This is a genomic window from Ruegeria sp. (assembly GCF_965243365.1).
GTDB lineage: Bacteria > Pseudomonadota > Alphaproteobacteria > Rhodobacterales > Rhodobacteraceae > Ruegeria.
This window is the reverse complement of the sequence record NZ_CBDEUW010000001.1, coordinates 504403-521829: the sequence shown is the minus strand read 5'-3', so window position 1 is coordinate 521829 and position 17427 is coordinate 504403. Positions and strand designations below refer to the sequence as shown.

The window sequence follows — 17427 nt, the reverse complement described above, 5'->3', positions numbered from 1 at the left end:
TGATACGAATTCGAGGATCCGAGCTTTGCCACAGGAAAACCCCAACTCCCGCGGAATCCAATCCATAGAAGTGGGTTTCGAGGTTATCGCAGCAATCCTTGAAACACCGACATCCAAGTCCCTTTCGCAGATCGCCGAGCGCATCAAGATGACGCCAAGTCGCGCACATTCGTATCTGACAAGCTTTAAGCGTGTCGGGTTGATCGCGCAGGATGAAGACACCGGGCGATACATGCTGGGCAGTTTGGCATTGGATCTCGGCCTCGCAGCACTCTCTACACGAGACGGGCTATCACACTCGCGATCTATGGTCCGCAGAATGCAGGACAGCGGCCGCTTCAACGGGCAGTTCTTCGTCTCAATCTGGTCCGAAGCCGGCCCCGTCATCGTGTCAAGAAGCGAGGGGTTCCTTGACACACCATTTGAGATACGCATTGGCCATCATCCCTCTACCCTTCAGACGGCGACAGGACGGGTGTTCGCCGCCTTTTTGCCAAGGAACCGCACAGAGGGAATTATCCACCGCGAACTGAGAGAAGCCGATGACGAGGTAAGTGAGGAAACGATATCGCGTATATACGAATCCTGCGAAGCCACGCGCCATCGGGGGTATGAAACCGTAAACTCGGTTACGATTCCCGGTCTCATTGGTATTGCGGTGCCAGTTTTCGACTATGACGAAAGCTTGACTTCGGTGATTACAATGGTTGAGTCCGCCGCCTCAATCAGCATGCATGAAGCCCGACAGACCGCCAAGCAAATGCTGGCAATGATCAGCGGCGACACCATTGCGGAGTCATGCTGAGGGGTGACCCGAATGGCGCGGCCTTATATGGTAAGGTTCCAGAAACTTTTCCAACAAGCTGCAAGCTGATCAGAATTTCATGTTTCCCCCAACCGTGGATCACACCATGGGTTCTTTTCGGGCAAGCAGTATGTAGAATAGTGCGTGTCCAACACTCCACGAGATACCTGTGCCCGAAATTGATCAACTGAACCAATGGCTTATTTCCAAAGGACGATTGCTTGGCGATGAGGTAAAAATCGTCAAAGGTTATTGCGAGGGTCTGGTTCAGCTTGGTGTACCACTGGCCCGCGCGCGTATCGCGCAGAACTACTCCAACCCGTTGCTGAGCGCTTGGGGTATCATCTGGACCCCGGATGAAGCCCGTCGCTACACCGTTCCGACAACCGTCCTGTCCACCGGCGCATGGCGCGGAAGTCCTTTTGAGTTTGTCGTCACGCAGCGGCGGCCGCTGCGCAAGCGATTGCTTGGTCTGAACCTTGAAGCCGAGCACCCGGTTTATGCCGAGCTTACCGAGGCGGGCGCCACCGATTTCCTGGCCATCCCGCTGGAGCATGGCAACGGTTCGGTTCAAGGCACCAGCTTCACCTCGAATGCGGAAACGGGGTTTTCTGACGCGCATATCGAATGCATTGAAGACTCACGCTATGCACTCGCCGCAGCCTTGGAACCGATTGCGATGCGCCATTCGCAAAAGAGTTTGCTGCAAACCTATCTTGGTTATGGGCCCGCCGAAGAAATTGGCCAGGGTCACATCAAGCGCGGAGAACACAGGACTGTTTCCGCCGCAATCCTGTTTGCGGACCTTCGCGGCTTTACGGAAAAGGCACAAGCCTGGCCTGAAGCCCAATTGCTGGACATGATGGGTGAGTATTTCGAAATGGTTGTATCCCCCATCCAGGAAATGGGAGGCGACGTCCTCAAATTTATGGGGGATGGTATTCTGGCCGTCTTCAACAAGAAAAACAGCGATGAAGACGCCTGTAGATCTGCAGTCAAGGCAGCGGTTCAGTCGCTGGCCAACCTCAAAAATTACAACGAGGCAGCGCTACGCGAAGGCCGCGAACCCATTGAATTTGTTACAGGTATAGATTTTGGCCAGGTAACTTTCGGCAATATCGGCAGCCCTGACCGATTGGATTTTACGGTGGTTGGACAGGCGGTAAATGTTGCCAGTCGTGTCCAAGGCCTTTGCAAAGAATTGGGGGAACAGATTCTGATGACCTCAGATGTCTCTCGGCATTTAGGCGGCACGGTTCAGTCGGTTGGGTTTCATTCGGTTCGAGGTCTGCCACAGGACATAGAAGTGTTTAAAACCACCGCCGTGACTTCGTGAATTTAATCGTGAACAAGCGCTCTTGAATGCGTTGCGAGGAGCCGGATTTACCGCGGTTTTTCAGGCGAAGTTTATGTTCACCGAACCGAAAGGCCCAAAATCAACATGGATTCTGGTATCTGAAGGGCACTCAACCGGGCGAATAAAGCTACCCGAAAGAACGATCTGATCCGGTTCGATACTCTGACCATACTGCGCCAGTCGACGGGCCAGCCAGACGACGCTTTCAACCGGATCGTTCAGAACTCCTGCGCCCAGACCAGTTTCCTCAATTTCACCATTACGGAACGTCAGCGCGCCCACCCAGCGTAGATCAAACGCGTCAACCCCATGGCGTTCCGCACCCAGCACAATGCCTGCATTCGCGGCATTGTCGCTGATCGTATCATAGACCGAGCGTGTCTTGCCCGTCTCTGGGTCCGACCGTTGAATGCGCGTATCAAGGATCTCGACTGAAGGGCATACATAATCCGTCGCAGCGAGGACATCGTTGCGGGTAACGTTCCTGCCACCCACGGCGGATTTCATGACAAAGGCGATTTCTGCTTCGATCCGGGGCTGGATGAAGCGATCGGCCGGTACAGTTCCGCCGTTTTCAAAGACCATGTCATCAAATAGAATCCCGCTGTCAGGAACATCGATGTTTAACGCATATTGCATGGCTTTCGACGTTAGCCCAATCTTCCAGCCAATCACTCTGCGCCCTTCGGCCAGTTTCTGGCGGAGTAATGCGTCCTGCACCGCGTAAGCGTCATCCATCCCCATCTCGGGGTGGCGCAAGGTCAGCAACCCGATCTGTTCGCGCAAACGTTCGGCCTGCAATAGGTCAGCGGCGGCACGCGCATGATCTTCCGGGGTCATACCTGCTCGTCCTCCACCGTATTGCGCAAAGTACCGATGCCATCGACCGAAACCTCAACAACGTCTCCGGGAACCAGATATTTCGGAGGATCAAAACGGGCGCCTGCACCAGTTGGTGTTCCGGTTACGATGACATCCCCAGGCTGAAGAGTCATAAAGGTTGAGATATATTCGATCTCACGCCGGATCGGGAACATCATTCGGTTCAGCGTATCGTCTTGACGAAGCTCGCCGTTCACCCGGGTCTGGATACGAGCGTCGTCCAACTGTGCAGGATCAACAAACGGAACAAGCCATGGTCCAATTGCGCCCGAATTGTCCCAGTTCTTGCCCTGCGTGACATTAAACTTGGCGTGACGAACCCAGTCCCGAATGGTTCCTTCGTTGCACAGGGTCAGCGCAGCGATATGGTCATAGGCGTCGGTCTGCAAAATCCTTCGACCTGCTTTGCCGATCACGATGGCCACTTCGCCCTCATAATCCAGTGTATGGTTCTCGGGCGGTCGGATCAGCGGGCGGTCATGGCCGGTAAAGCCGCTGGCAAAGCGCGGGAACAGGGACATGAATTTTGGCTGCGCACTACCATCTTTGTATTCTGCGTTGCGATCCGGGAAGTTCACACCGACGCACAGAATACGCCGGGCATCCGGCATGACCATTTCGTAGGCAAAGTCCCTGTGCGTTACGGATTTGACTCCTGCAACCTCAGTCAGCTGGTCAAACTCACCTGCTGCGATTACCTCGAACAGGCTTGCGTGGTTTGGGAATTCGCCATTCAAGGCGATTGCACCTTCGTCTGTGATCGCCCCAAAGAAAGTCTCACCATCAGCGGTGTAGGTCGCAAATTTCATGAAAGTTGCCCCCAAACGTTACGGATCACATCCACCGCCATAAGCACGTCATCCCGTGTGGTGTCGAATTGCCCGACCTGAAACCGGATGATCTTGCGACCTTCGAACATGCCTTGTGTCAGATAAATCCGACCGTCATCATTCAGCGCATCGACCAGCCGCTGTTGCATATCATCATCCCCCGGGCAGCGGAACGAAAACAAACTGAGGATCGGGCCGGTCGCAATCTCGAACCCGTCTATCTCACCGATCATTTCCGCCAGCTCTTGCGCCCAAGCAACATGGTTTCGGATCCGCAGACGCAAACCCTCCAACCCGTATGACCGCAAGAGAAACCAGATTTTCAACGCCCGAAAGCGACGGCCCAGCGGGATTGTCCATTCCGAATAATTCGTGACCTCGGCCCCCGTAGTCTTGAGGTATTCGGGTTCGATTTTCAGCGTGTTCAGCTGCGGCGTGGCATCTTTGAGAAACTGGATAGCGCAGTCGAACTGGGCACCAAGCCATTTATGAGGGTTGAAAACGATGCTGTCATAGCGATCTGCCCCAGGCCAAAGAGCCTCGCGGAATTCCGGGCAAATCATGGCCGACCCGGCCCAGGCAGCGTCCAGATGGGTGTAGAGATCGTATTTCTTGGCAATGTCCGCGACGGTGTTCAGGTCATCGCAAGCCCCTACCCCTGTACCGCCGGTGATCGCGACGATGCCTGCCGGAATGTGCCCGTCCGCGATATCCGATTTTATGGCAGCCTCTAGCGCGACAGTATCTATTGCGAAAGTTGGGCCGCTGGTAGGTAATTTGACCAGATTGCTCTGACCAATCCCCGCAACCCAACACGCCCGGTCGATTGAGGAATGCACCTGATCCGAGCAATAAATCCGCAGTGCGCCCTTGGCACCCAGACCGTCACGGTTGCCGGTATACCCAGTGGCTCGTTCGCGCATTGTCAAAACAGCCGAAAGCGTTGCAGAAGACGCGCTGTCTTGTATCACTCCGGTCATTCCGTCGGGCAGCCCAAGTGCCTGGCGCAACCAATCCACCATGACGCCTTCGACCTCTGTTGCCGCGGGCGAGGTTTGCCACAGCATGCATTGGGCAGCGATTGTGGTAACCAGCATTTCCGCCAGCATTGAAGGTGGCGCGGCATTGGCAGGAAAATACGCAAAGAAGCGCGGATGTTGCCAGTGGGTCATACCCGGCATGACGATCCGTTCAAAATCGGCCATGATCGAGTCCATCGGCTGGCCGGTTTCCGGCGGCGACCGCTCAAGCTGATTTGCGATATCTCCGGGCGCGGTCTGCGCCCGCACCGGACGATCAGACAGGGTTTGGTGGTAGTCGGCCGCCCATCTTGATATGTGCTGGCCCCAATGTGAAAACTCATCCCAGTTCATCAATCCGCCTTCCAGTGCCGCAACAATCAGCAGGACAGGACCGTTGCGGCCGGGTACTGTCCTGTATTATCAGTGTTTTTGAACCTCAGACTGAGAAACTGATATTCGCCTGACCCGTCCCGGAACTACCGAAATATGGCGTATAGATATCAATCTCACCTTTGTAGCTGCCCCACCCAAGCGCCCCGAACAAAAGCGCGGTGTCATTCATCGCGCACTCGCCCGTGCATTTCTTGGCATAGTCGGGAAGAAGCTCCAGAAACTCTTCAAACCGCCCCTGCTCCCACAGTTCGATCACCCGTAAATCCATCTGACGGTTAAACTCTCCATTCACAGCGTTCAGACCGTCGACAGATCGTTCGTTCGGCGTGAAATCATGACTCAGTGAGCCTGATGCAAGGATCGAAACGTTGCGATCGGAGCGGCGAATCCCCTCGGCAATTGCCTCGCCCCAAACACGGTTTTCCTGAATCGAAGAGAACTGGTTGACGGCCACAGGCAGCACCCGCGCATTCACGCCCTCATTGATGAAATGCATTGGCAGCAGCGTCCCATACTCCATGCCCATGTCGGGGTGCGAGTGACCCAAAGCTCGTTCACCTCGCTCGCGCAGGACATCCAGTATGGTCTCTCCCAGTGCGTGGTCGCCGCGATAGTCGAATTCCATATCCGCCAACATATGTGGCAGCTCATGGCTGATAAAACGGCCTTTGTGATGTTCTTTGGTGTTCAGGTGAAAGCCCTGATTTGTAATCCAGTGCGTGTCGAAGATGACAAACGTATCGACCTTGCGATCAATCGCATCCTGGCGCAGGCGCGCATACCCATCGATGGCAGGTTGCCGGATGCCCTTGTACTTTGGCATCGTGTGGGACATCCAAATACTAGGCACATGCGTAATCTTCGCGGCCTGCACAATCTTTCCCATGACAGTTCCTCCTCATGCGTAGTGCGCTTTTTCTGCGGCTGCCTTCGCAGAAGAAAAACGCCTGTGGTCCGCGCCAATGGCCAAGACTTCGGGCCGATATTCTGTACGCGTATCCAACCAAGTATAGCGTATCAGCCTGGCTCAAAGGATCGACCCCGTCTGACCTACTTACCCAGCTGCGTGATCTTATGTTGACCGGTTGCAAAACCGATATGCTTTTGTTCCATATAAAACTCAAAGCTCCAGTCCCCGCCGTCGCGACCGATGCCCGAGGCTTTGACCCCGCCGAAGGGCGTGGGCAGGTGGCGCACGTTCTCTGAGTTTACCCAAATCATCCCTGCGTCCAACTTGTCGGTAAAACGCAAGGCGCGGGTCAGATCGTTGGTCCAGACATAGCCGGTCAAACCATAGGGCGTGTCATTGGCAATTTGCAGCGCTTCGTCTTCCGTCGAGAACGCAATCGCGGTCAGAACCGGGCCAAAGATCTCCTCGCGCGCGATACGCATCTGGTTGGTCGCGTTGGTAAAAAGGGTCGGACGCACGAAATAGCCCGCATCTCCGACCGTTGTTCCTCCTGCCGCAATGGTCGCACCGTCTTCTTTTGCAATGTCAAAATAACTTGTGACCTTGTTGTAGTGCTCTTCGGTGACCAAAGGACCGATCTCAGTTGCCGGGTCCAGGGGATGACCCACCTTGATCTTGTTGACGCGCTCGACAAGCTTGGCTTCGAATTCCTCCTTGATCGTGCCCTGCACCAGCAAACGCGAAGAGGACGTACAGCGCTCGCCGTTGATTGAGTAAATCATGAAGATCACCGCATCCAAAGCACGATCCAAGTCGGCGTCGTCGAACACGATCACCGGGTTCTTTCCTCCAAGCTCAAGATGGTTACGTTTTAGCGTATCCGCCCCCTGTTTGGTGATCAAACTACCGGTGCGGCTTTCGCCTACGAAAGCGATGGCGCGAATTTTCGGGTGCTCGCAAAGCGCTTTACCTGCCTCTTCGCCAAAGCCGTTCACTGTGTTCAAAACACCTTTTGGCAGACCAGCTTCTTCAGCGATTTCGACCAACAGCCGGGCCGTCAGCGGGCTGGCTTCGGCGGGCTTGTGAACCACGGTACAACCGGCCGCCAAAGCGGGCGCAATTTTCCATGTAGACAGCATGAACGGCGTGTTCCACGGGGTAATCACTCCGACAGGACCTATTGGAACTCGGGTCGTAATGTTCATAAGGGTCGGAGATTTCAGATGCTGCCCGTCCCGCGCCTGCACAACCTGATCGGCGAAATAGCGGAAATTTTCTGCGCCGCGCAGAGCTGCCTTGGACATGAATTTCAACGCCTGGCCGGTATCCCAGCACTCACACAAAGCGATGTCTTCAGCGCGATCCTCAATGCCCTCGGCAACCCGGATCAGAATTTTTCGCCGTTCGGTTGCGGCCATGTCACGCCAGTCGGCAAAAGCATCAGCCGCAGCATTTGCTGCGGCGTCGATATCGTCCGAATTGCCCCGGGCAACCTGACAAATCACACTCTTGTCGACAGGAGAAGTGTTGTCGAATCTACCGGCAGAACCATCGCGGTCTTTTCCGGCAATGCGGTTCTTGATGCCCTCTGCCTGAAAACGCGCCAGCAACCCCGTCAGCTTTTCAAGATTCTGTTCCAAGGCACTCATTTCGGATCCTCCAGATGATCGCGGATCGTGCCGCATTTCGGGGAAAGTTTGGCATCGATCTCGCGCAATTCGGATGACAGCGCGATTGAGTGTGTTTTCATCGCTAACGCAAGAAAGACGCAGGCAGCATCGAACACGCGCGTAATGACCTCATGTTTTTCATCTTCCGTTCGCCCTTCGCGCAAACGGACTGAAACATCTACAAATCCATGTTTGTCGTCACCATCAGCGATGGAATAATGGTTTACACGAATGGCCCGCACACGGACCCCCGGCATAGGCAAAGTGTCGATGCAGGCAGCGGTTTCCCTAAGCGCGTCGCACAAACCTGCCATATCCACCACACCTTCTAGGTTTCCCGAGTATTCGATATGGATGTGGGGCATGGTTCAACTCGTTTTAATTGCCATGTTAATTAATATTAGACCTACCGGATATTGCAGTCTTGAGTCAATCAATTTAATTAACATGTGATATAATTAAGGATTGGATCTGTGCCGGACACTTCGAAATTGCCAAAACGTAATTCTCTGCCACCGACATCACAGTCTCTTCCCGTGTCTCTGATCCGTGCCCGAGAGGCCGTCATGGCTCCGATCCGGAAGATGTTGCTTCGCGCGGGCATCACCGAGCAGCAATGGCGCGTGCTGAGGGTCTTGAGCGAGAGCGGAGAAATGGACACCGGCATGCTGGCCAACCGCAGCGCGCTGATGCCCCCCAGCCTCAGCCGGATTGTGCACTCCATGGAAAACGCGGGGTTCGTCTCACGCAAAACGGACGCCAGTGATCGCCGTAGGCAACACATAGCCATTACGGCTGCGGGACAAGCGATTATCGACGACCACATGGCCGAAGCATTGGACATCGCGGCGTATTATCGCGACGTCCTTGGGGATGAAGATCATGATTTGCTGCTGGGCTTGCTACACAAACTCGCACGCAGCATCGAAGATCGGACCTACGACTCCTAACGCCCAGAGAGTCACACCGCCTCAAATCCGCTGCGCAGTGCCGAGAGAATGGTGTTCACATCGTCCTCACTCAGAACAAGTGGCGGTGACAAAATGATGTTGTTTCCCGATACACGCACCATGGCCCCAGCGTCATAGGCAGCTCTTTGAATCGTGTTGATTGTGGCCTTGTCGATCGGCGCTTTGGTATTTCTGTCTGAAACAAGCTCTAGCGCGCACATCAAGCCATACCCACCGCGGACATCTCCGATCAGGTCAAATTCGCTGCCCAGCTTTTGAAGGCCTGCATAGAGTTGCGCTCCCCGCGCAGCGGCATTCTCCTTGACGTTCAGGCGCTCCGTTTCCTTCAAGCATGCGATCGCTGCGGCCGCACCCACCGGATGTCCGGAATAAGTGTAGCCTGATCCGATCGCGGCCTTGCCAGAGGTATCGTTTTCAAAAACATCAGAGACGGCATCGCTGATCATCACCGCTCCAAAGGGGAAGTATCCGTTCGTTATGGCCTTGGCCGTGACGGCCATATCAGGTTTCACACCAAATCGGCGCGATCCGCTCCACGCCCCGGTGCGGCCATAAGCTGTGATCACCTCATCCGCGATCAGCAGAATACCATGTCTGGAACAGATCTCGCGCACGCCGGGCATAAAGCTCTCGTGCGGGGGGATGACACCCCCGGCCCCGAGAACGGGCTCCATGATCATTGCGGCAATGGTCGAGGGGTCCTGAAAGCGGATCTCGTCTTCCAGCGCTGCAAGGCACAGCTGCGCCAGTTTCTCAGGGTTGGTTTCGCCAAACGGGTTTCTGTACGTGTACGGGGAAGGAATGTGATGGCAGCCCGGCATCAACGGTTCATACTGCGTTCGAAAGTTCGGATTCCCGTTGACCGAGGCCCCCAGCGTATGCGTTCCGTGGTAACCTTTCTTGAGGCTGAGGAATTTAACACGCCCGGCTTCACCCCGTACCTTGTGATACTGTCGCGCAAGGCGCAGAGCTATTTCAACGCCATCCGATCCGCCAGATGTGAAAAACGCACGCGAAAGCCCGTCTGGCTCAAAGAACTCTCGCAGCATCCAGCTCAGCTCAATGACCAGATCATTGGTCGTCCCCCGGAAGGTTGAGTAGTATGGCAGCCGGTCCAGTTGTGCCGAAATGGCATCTTTCACAGGCTGACAGGAATATCCAAGATTTACGTTCCAAAGGCCGCCTACCCCATCCACGACCGTGTGCCCATCTACATCGGCGATGCTGACGCCTTCGCCGCCGACAATGATATCGGGCGGGTTTGCAAGGCTATCGGCGGGATGCGCCATCGGGTGCCACAGGTGGCGGGCATTATTTTCTTTAAGGAAGTTACTATCCTTCATGAGTTCACCTGTTGTGTCGTGGTTTCGCCGCCCCATTGCAGCGGCAGGTCTTCGAAGTTTCGCGGAAACACGCCACCCAGCGCGACAGAGGCGCGTTCCGCCTCTTTCAAAAGCACAAGCGCGATATCACGCAGTTTTTCCGGATTGGCCCGCGCACTTGGAACAGCCACCGCCAGCGCACCAAGGACGCGCTCACCTTCGCCGAACAACGGTGACCCGACCGAACTGACGCCCTCGTCAAACGCCCCGGTGATCGTCGCCACCCCAAATCTGCGCACCATGTTGATCTTGTCTTTCAGGATAGCCGGGTCGGAAATTGTCTTATCCGTATACCTCGCCAATGGCCTGGTCATGATACGGGCCTGCCAGTCATCCGGGCAGAAAGCCAAGGCCGCAACGCCGGATGACGTTGCATGCAAGGGCAACATTTCGGAGATATCGAAATTGACCTGAATGCCATGCAGGCTGGGGTCCGCATGAGAAACCGGCGAAAGAGCCTCGCCTTGCAGCAAACTGGCGTGGGCCAGTTCGCCGACGGCCTCGGACAGTTCAAACACGATAGGCTGCAACAACTTTCGCACCGGAAACAGCGTTTCTCGCAGGGCTGACAGCCGCAGTAATGCCGGGCCAAGACGATAGGCGCGCGTGTCTGGATCTTGTTCAAGATAGCCGTTTTCCGCAAGCTCGGTCAGGTGGCGATGGACGGTGGCCTTGTCACGACCGGTGAGACGCACAAACTCACCCAACCCGATTTCCGCCCGGTCACGAGCGAATAGAGAGAGCAGATCCAGTGCTTTTGTGATCGTTCCCATCTAACGCCCCCCATATTCGAAGAAAGCCACCATTTCATGGGCAAAGCCCGCCCGATCGGCAGGGCCTTTGCTGAGCGACTGGCGTGCGGTTCGGGTGACATCTTCGCCAACATAGTCGGCATATTCTTCAACAAGATCCGTCATGAATTCTTTTGTCATTTCAGGATGGTGCTGAACCGTAAATACCCTTTCGCCGAAGATAAAACCGGCGATCGGGCATCCCGGGCTTTCAAAAACACGCTGCGCTCCATCAGGCAAAGACCCGACCTGTTCAATGTGCGAGCCGTACAGGTGCCAACCACTTTCTTGATCTGACCACGGTAAAGACGCAACACGACGGTTCTTGATCCGGCCATGCGCCCAACCTTCGGGATTTCGGATAATCCGGGCACCCAAGGATTTCGCAATGATCTGGTGGCCAAAACACGCCCCGAACAAAGGGATTTTCTGATCAACAACCTCTTTCACCAAATCCTCAAGTCGCTGCATCCAAGCTGCATCTTCAGTGACCGAGGCCGGGCTTCCGGTGATCATTACGCCATCAAATGCCGAAACATCATCAGGGAATTCCCCCTTACAGACCCAAAAGGCGTTTACCTCCCAATCCGGGCGGACCTCTGCAATCAAAGTGGCAAATTTTTCGTCATCCAACGGGCGCGCTTTTGCAAAAGCGCTAAAATCGGTGTTGGTGACAAGGGTCGCAAGTCGCATCTCAGATAAACCACACATAAAAGTCGAGCAGAGCATCAGGCTCCAGTTCGCGCGTCTTACGGAATTCGCGCTCCTTCATGAAGACATGATTTTCGACAAGCTCGCGACCGACCGCATCTACCAACGCCGTGTCGGCCTGCAAGTCCTGAATGGCTTTGCGTAAGTTCGGGGCCGTGCCGGAACGCGCGTCCACGGTGTCAAACCCGTCTCCAGTCTCGATCGGCGGCAATTCCATCCTGGCCTCGAACCCAAGACGGGCTGCCTGTAAAACAGCCGCCGCCGCAGTGTAGGGGTTGGCGCTGGCATCGGCCATGCGATGTTCCAAACGGGCCTTTGCGCCGCCTTCGCCGGACACGCGCGTGGTGACGCCGCGATGGTCGCCGCCCCAGTTTTTCCAATACCCGGACAGCGACGAAGGCTGAAGACGGCGATATGAACCGGCAGTAGGCGCGATCAGGCCAGCCAGACCTTCGTGATGGTGAACCAAGCCAGCAAGACAGCCACGCGACAGGTCGTTCAGGTGCTCCGGGCCGCCGACCTCGCCGGTCGCAAGTGCATTCTTGCCCTCAGCGTCCTGAAACGAGAAGTTAATATGCATTCCCGATCCACCCAGCTCGGACAGTGGCTTGGGCAGGAATGTCAGGACAATCCCATGATCCAGAGCGATCTCGCGTGCCATCTGGCGGAAGAGTACGATGTCGTCCACGGCCGTCAGCGCGTTATCAAAGGTCAGTGTGTATTCGAACTGGGGGCTGTCATACTCGGCCGTGATCAGGTCAAGCCTGAACCCCATTTCCAGCGCCTTGTTCCAGATCACGTCGTTAATCCGCATCGGATCCGCGAACGGGCCGGTTCCATACACTCCACCACCGGGCGCATCATAGGGTCGCAACCGGCCATCTTCGCCACCCTGCAATGCATAGGCTTCCAGCTCAATCCCAAGCATCGGTTTCAACCCGTGCTTTTCCCAGGCCGCAACGGCACGCTTCAAGGCACCTCGCGGACACAACGACAGCGGTGAACCATCGGCGTCGTAAAGATCCCCCAGCACCACGGACGTATCGGGTTCCCAACCCTTGCGCACGTCTTCGCCGCGCCAACGTAACTCCATATCCGGCGCGCCTTCTCTCACCTTTGCGTGCGGCGCATCTAAAAGAAGGTCACGGTCGTAATGTACGCCGAAGGTTGCACGTGCAAAACGGGTCGAGGCATCACTGATCTTGCTGGCGGGCATGTATTTCCCACGTGGGATCGACAGGTGATCGATAAAAAGGGCACGTAAACGGTTGGACATTGAAAACCTATTGCAAAGTGACGCGAACAGGCATCCGTTTGATGCCGTTTACAAAATTGGACCGAACAAAAGCCTCGGCGCCTTCAGGTTCGATGGTCTTGATCCGCTTGACCAATTCCTCGAACAGCACCCGTACCTCAAGCCGGGCCAGATGCATTCCCAGACAGACATGCGGCCCGCCCTGCCCCCAGCCCAGTTGACGGTTGGGCTTGCGTGACAGGTTTAGGCGATAAGGGTCTTCAAACATCGTTTCATCCCGATTGGCCGAAATGAACCAGTAAAGAACCTTGTCACCCTCTTTGATCTGCTGACCATGAACTTCGACATCCTTCATCGCCGTCCGGCGGAAATAGGTCGCGGGTGAAGCCCAGCGTACAATCTCATCGGCGGCGGTGCCCCACACCTCGCCCGATTGCATTTCCTCCAGCAGACCGTCCTGCCGCGCAATCGCCTGGATGCCCGCCGCGATGGAGTATCGGGTTGTGTCATTGCCAGCAGCCACCAACAGGCAGAAGAAATTGCGGAACTCAGTCTCCGAGATCGTGTCACCATTCTCATCCGGCTGCAGGATGAGGTGGAGTATGCCGCTGGTGTCCCCCGTTGCGTTTTTTCTGTCCATCAACGTGCGCGAGTACTCGTACAGTTCGGCACCGGCGGGCGAATTGAATGGCATCAAACGGAATTCATCGGTCTCCATCTTGTCCACCACGTGTTCGGTGAAATCCGGGTCGGAATTGGCCATCAGGGCATCACCCTTGTCGACCAGCCACGGTAAATCTTCGTCCGGAACGCCCAGGATTTGGCCCAGCATCCGCATCGGCAACTCCCGTGCGATGTCACGGGTTGCGTCGAACGAACCTTTCTCCAACGCGCGATCCAGGATGGGCCCGCACAGGTCGCGGATCTGGTCCTCGAACCCCGCAACAACCTTGGGCGAGAACGCCTTGGCCACTTTCATCCGCACTTTGCGGTGATCGGTACCATCCGTTTCCTGAAAGGTCCGGCGGGCCATGTATTCTTCGTATGTCTGGTCTTCCATACGAATGCCGCGCGCTGAAGAGAAGGTTTCGACATCGCGCACCATTTTGTCGATATCTGCGTGGCGCGTAATCGACCAATATCCTTTACCGCCATCGAACTCGGACCAGTGGCACGGCGCTTCGTGCCGCAGCCGGGCGAATGTGTTGTACGGCGCACCGTCGGCGAAACTGTCATGCGAGCCGAGGTCTGCAAACCCATCGTCATCAGGAACCCACATGGTCATAGAAACGCCTCCGTCTTTGTTGTTTCTTGCGATTTTCAAAGTGCCGGTGCGAACGGCCCGAGATCCGTTTGGCAAATGTGCTTGATGCCTTTTTCTGGATCGAGCGGCGATCAACCGGGCGCCATTCCCGCCAGACCCGCCATATGGTCGAGCACAGGATGATCACGATGATGCAGAACAGCAGGAAAGCGATTGGGCGGTCGATGAAATCCAACGGGGTTTTCACCCGCGCCAGGGATGCCCGCAGCTTGACCTCCATGATCCCACCCAGAACCATACCGAGAATGATCGGAACAATCGGCATGTTAAGGCGTTTGAGGACGAAACCAAGCAGCCCGAACACAGCCGCAATAATGCAGTCCATTGCAGAGTTTCGGATCGAATAGACCCCGACAAAGCTGAGCAACAGGATGCACATTCCCAGAAAGCGGTTCGGAATGCGCGTCAGATGCACGAGCCAGCCAGTCGAGACCAGAAGGAAGCCAACCACAATGACATTCAGAACCAACAGCGCGATATAGAGCGCGACGACAAAATCCATGTCATTCTGGAACAATCCGGGCCCTGGAACCACGTTGTGGACATAGAACACCGACAGCATCATCGCTGTCAGTGCCTCGCCGGGAATTCCAAGCGCGAGCAGTGGAATCATCGCCGCCGCAGGAACCGCGTTGTTGGCGGTTTCTGACGCGATCAGCCCTTCGGAGGAACCATGGCCAAATGCCTTGGGGTTTTTCGAGAGCTTGCGCGCTGAAGTGTAGGACATGAACTGAGCCGTGAACTCCCCGACCCCCGGGATCATACCCATCACGACGCCAAAACTGGCCGAGATTGCCGCAACGCGCGGGTGGCGCGCCAGTTCCCGAAACCCTTGAAACAATGAGCCACGCGACCGAGGGAGCCGTATTTTCTCGTCATCCATCGTCAGCAACAAAAACGCCTGCGACAGCGCGAACAGGCCCAGAACGACCACAATCAGATCAAGACCACCTGCCAACCAGCTCTGACCAAATGTGAAGCGGCGGGTGTACGCAGCAGGTTCCAGACCAACTGTGCCGATCAGGATACCAAAACCGGCAAGCGCGGCGGCGATAGCCATCTGGCCTTTATGCGCCACGACCACCAGCAAAAGCCCAAGCAAAGCTGCAAGGAAAATCTCACGCGACCCGAACATCGGTGCGATCTTGGCCAGTACAGGCGATAGGAAGATCAGGCAGATGACTGAAAACAGACCACCCAGGAAACTGGCTGAGTAGGCTAACGACAAAGCCCTGCGGCCCTCGCCCCGCAGGGTCATCGGGAATCCGTCATAGGTGGTCAGCGCGTTCACCGCCGTACCGGGCGTGTTGATCAGGATAGCGGGAATGGACCCGCCATACATTGACGACCCGTAGATGCCCAGCAGCAGGGTCAGCCCGACGATAGGGTCCATCGAGAATGTCGCGGGCAACAGGATGGCAATGGCAACGGCCGGCCCGACACCGGGGATTGCACCAATGGCCACGCCTCCGACAGCCCCCACCAGAAGGGCAAGCATCACGTCCCAGCGTGCCAGAACGTCAATGGCCGAAAAGATCAGCTCCATCAGAGATACACCAAAAAGAAGGTTCGGATCGAATCCGGCAGGAACTCATAGATTTGGGCCCCCGGGATACTCACGCCCAGAAGCCCCTTGAACAGCAGCACCATGGCGATTGCGAACACCGCAGCGATACCTACCGCCAAACGCGTCCGATATCCCAGACGGTATGTCAAAGCGCAGGCGAAAATGATGCTCATGGGCATGAAGCCTAAACGCGGAACCGCCGCGACATAGACCAAGAACCACACAAGGTATTCCAGCGGCTCGGCCCAACGCCTTGCTTCGACCCAATCCAGAGCGTTCGGCTTTCTGCGCCGCATCAAACGGTAATGAACCGCAAAGCCAGCAAGCATGGTGATAAGCGCAATTGCGGGCCACAAACGGGGTTGGCTGCCGATATTGCGCGCCTTGTCGGTCCATTCCGTTTGATTGCCGATCTGGGACAACAGGACCAGCGTCACGATCAGACCCGCCACGACAAAAACAACCTGACCGGACGTCTTTGTCTTGACCTGTAAAAGCTCGGAATTGTCCATTCGAAGTGGTCCTTAGCACAAGTGAGAGGGCAGTTTGCGCCCTCTCTCAAGTTCACACTTACTGACCCAGCGCTTCTGAGATTGTGCCCAGAGTTGCTTTGTCTTCCGCAATTACAGCAGCGCTTTCATCGGCGTTCAGCCAATAGACCAAAGCACCTGTTTCTGCTGCCAACTGCTGTGCCCGCTCGCTATTGACTGTCTTCTCAGCAACGGCGGCAATCTTGTCGCGCACATCTGCCGGGGTGTCCTTGGTAACGAACAGACCGTTCCACAGTGAGATATCAAGGCTTGGCTCAACTTCGCCAATTGCCGGCGTGTCTGGAACTTTGCTGATCCGCTCACCCGTGATCGAGACCAGAACATTTACATCGTCAAGACACGGCAGGATGAGCTGCAAGGTCGTATTGATCACATCCGCATCGCCCGAGGCCAGCGTGTTGCAATCCAGCGCATCAAATGCAGCGTCCCCACCCCATTCAAAACCCATGGTTGAAGACAACGCTTTGGTAACTTGGGTCGGCGTCAGAACATCGCCAAAATGCCCAAGGAAGACTTCGTTTTCTTTAGCATAGTCAGCCAGTTCCTGCATCGACGAATAAGGCGCGTTGCCCGAGGTCGCGATCACGAACGGATAAGTCAGGAAAATGCCGATGGGATCGAATTTTTCAGGCGTCAGCTCGGGGATATCGATTTCATGGCCAATCAAGGAAACCGCCGGAACAAAAGATCCGATGGTGTACCCATCCGCAGGGGCCGTTGCCACCTCTACCGCGCCGGGGAACGGACCTCCTCCGCCGCCAGGCTTGTTCACCACGGCCGCCGGTACGCCGTACTCGGCTTGGAAGTCTTCGGCGATCATCCGGGTCAGCACGTCTTCCAGATCGCCCGGAGGCCACGGAACAATAAAGCTTACAGGTTTTTCGGGGTATTCGGCCAGGGCCGGACCGGCCAGACCAATAGCAAGTGCGGCCAATGCGGCCTTAGCTTTGTTGGACATATCATCTCCCTGCGACGCGTCGCTATATTGGTTTATTATTTGAACCTT

The 17427-nt window shown here is 55.8% G+C and carries 17 protein-coding genes; 3 read left to right on the top strand and 14 right to left on the bottom strand.

What is annotated here, in order from left to right:
• Positions 1 to 25 precede the first annotated feature (25 nt).
• Positions 26 to 805, top strand: coding sequence for an IclR family transcriptional regulator (locus ACP0GE_RS02365; RefSeq protein ID WP_424830394.1), 780 nt, complete (start codon positions 26 to 28; stop codon positions 803 to 805).
• A 169-nt stretch (positions 806 to 974) separates the two neighbouring features.
• A complete protein-coding gene (locus ACP0GE_RS02360) occupies positions 975 to 2141 on the top strand; it encodes an adenylate/guanylate cyclase domain-containing protein (protein WP_424830393.1) in 1167 nt (388 codons plus the stop codon).
• Positions 2142 to 2201: 60 nt separating this feature from the next.
• Here the strand turns inward: ACP0GE_RS02360 and hpaH are convergent, their stop codons facing one another.
• From hpaH to ACP0GE_RS02330, 6 genes are all read right to left on the bottom strand, one after another.
• Positions 2202 to 3002, bottom strand: a complete 801-nt coding sequence (hpaH, locus tag ACP0GE_RS02355; protein ID WP_424830392.1) for a 2-oxo-hept-4-ene-1,7-dioate hydratase — start codon at positions 3000 to 3002, stop codon at positions 2202 to 2204.
• Positions 2999 to 3853: a fumarylacetoacetate hydrolase family protein gene (locus ACP0GE_RS02350; RefSeq protein ID WP_424830391.1), complete on the bottom strand. Its 855-nt coding sequence runs from the start codon at positions 3851 to 3853 to the stop codon at positions 2999 to 3001. Before ACP0GE_RS02350 ends, hpaH begins: the two co-directional genes overlap by 4 nt.
• The gene (locus tag ACP0GE_RS02345) at positions 3850 to 5247 is read right to left on the bottom strand and encodes a pyridoxal phosphate-dependent decarboxylase family protein (protein WP_424830390.1); all 1398 of its coding nucleotides are present in this window, start codon (positions 5245 to 5247) and stop codon (positions 3850 to 3852) included. The genes ACP0GE_RS02350 and ACP0GE_RS02345 overlap by 4 nt, the downstream gene beginning before the upstream one ends.
• Positions 5248 to 5332: 85 nt before the next feature.
• The gene (gene hpaD / locus ACP0GE_RS02340) at positions 5333 to 6175 is read right to left on the bottom strand and encodes a 3,4-dihydroxyphenylacetate 2,3-dioxygenase (RefSeq protein WP_424830389.1); all 843 of its coding nucleotides are present in this window, start codon (positions 6173 to 6175) and stop codon (positions 5333 to 5335) included.
• A gap of 164 nt (positions 6176 to 6339) precedes the next feature.
• Complete coding sequence (gene hpaE / locus ACP0GE_RS02335; RefSeq protein ID WP_424830388.1) at positions 6340 to 7848, bottom strand: 5-carboxymethyl-2-hydroxymuconate semialdehyde dehydrogenase; 1509 nt, start codon at positions 7846 to 7848, stop codon at positions 6340 to 6342.
• Complete coding sequence (locus ACP0GE_RS02330; protein WP_424830387.1) at positions 7845 to 8234, bottom strand: 5-carboxymethyl-2-hydroxymuconate Delta-isomerase; 390 nt, start codon at positions 8232 to 8234, stop codon at positions 7845 to 7847. The genes hpaE and ACP0GE_RS02330 overlap by 4 nt, the downstream gene beginning before the upstream one ends.
• A gap of 201 nt (positions 8235 to 8435) precedes the next feature.
• On the opposite strand from ACP0GE_RS02330, the gene ACP0GE_RS02325 reads away from it, so the two are divergent.
• Positions 8436 to 8819 carry a MarR family transcriptional regulator gene (locus ACP0GE_RS02325; protein ID WP_424830386.1) on the top strand — a complete coding sequence of 128 codons (384 nt, stop codon included), beginning with the start codon at positions 8436 to 8438 and terminating at the stop codon, positions 8817 to 8819.
• 11 nt (positions 8820 to 8830) lie between these two features.
• Here ACP0GE_RS02325 and ACP0GE_RS02320 read toward each other — a convergent pair whose 3' ends face one another.
• Genes ACP0GE_RS02320 through ACP0GE_RS02285 form a run of 8 tightly spaced genes read right to left on the bottom strand, consistent with a single transcriptional unit; the run spans position 8831 to position 17379 of the window.
• Positions 8831 to 10183: an aminotransferase class III-fold pyridoxal phosphate-dependent enzyme gene (locus ACP0GE_RS02320; RefSeq protein WP_424830385.1), complete on the bottom strand. Its 1353-nt coding sequence runs from the start codon at positions 10181 to 10183 to the stop codon at positions 8831 to 8833.
• Positions 10180 to 10995 (bottom strand): IclR family transcriptional regulator, encoded by an 816-nt coding sequence (locus ACP0GE_RS02315; RefSeq protein WP_424830384.1) that lies wholly within the window; start codon positions 10993 to 10995, stop codon positions 10180 to 10182. Before ACP0GE_RS02315 ends, ACP0GE_RS02320 begins: the two co-directional genes overlap by 4 nt.
• Positions 10996 to 11706, bottom strand: a complete 711-nt coding sequence (locus tag ACP0GE_RS02310; protein WP_424830383.1) for a type 1 glutamine amidotransferase — start codon at positions 11704 to 11706, stop codon at positions 10996 to 10998.
• 1 nt (position 11707) lies between these two features.
• Positions 11708 to 13000, bottom strand: a complete 1293-nt coding sequence (locus ACP0GE_RS02305; RefSeq protein ID WP_424830382.1) for a glutamine synthetase — start codon at positions 12998 to 13000, stop codon at positions 11708 to 11710.
• Between the two features lie 7 nt (positions 13001 to 13007).
• Positions 13008 to 14264: a cytochrome P450 gene (locus ACP0GE_RS02300; protein ID WP_424830381.1), complete on the bottom strand. Its 1257-nt coding sequence runs from the start codon at positions 14262 to 14264 to the stop codon at positions 13008 to 13010.
• Positions 14245 to 15849 carry a tripartite tricarboxylate transporter permease gene (locus ACP0GE_RS02295; protein WP_424830380.1) on the bottom strand — a complete coding sequence of 535 codons (1605 nt, stop codon included), beginning with the start codon at positions 15847 to 15849 and terminating at the stop codon, positions 14245 to 14247. The genes ACP0GE_RS02300 and ACP0GE_RS02295 overlap by 20 nt, the downstream gene beginning before the upstream one ends.
• On the bottom strand, positions 15849 to 16382 hold the full coding sequence (locus ACP0GE_RS02290; protein ID WP_424830379.1) for a tripartite tricarboxylate transporter TctB family protein: 534 nt from the start codon (positions 16380 to 16382) through the stop codon (positions 15849 to 15851). Before ACP0GE_RS02290 ends, ACP0GE_RS02295 begins: the two co-directional genes overlap by 1 nt.
• Positions 16383 to 16440: 58 nt before the next feature.
• The gene (locus ACP0GE_RS02285; RefSeq protein WP_424830378.1) at positions 16441 to 17379 is read right to left on the bottom strand and encodes a tripartite tricarboxylate transporter substrate-binding protein; all 939 of its coding nucleotides are present in this window, start codon (positions 17377 to 17379) and stop codon (positions 16441 to 16443) included.
• Positions 17380 to 17427: the final 48 nt, after the last annotated feature.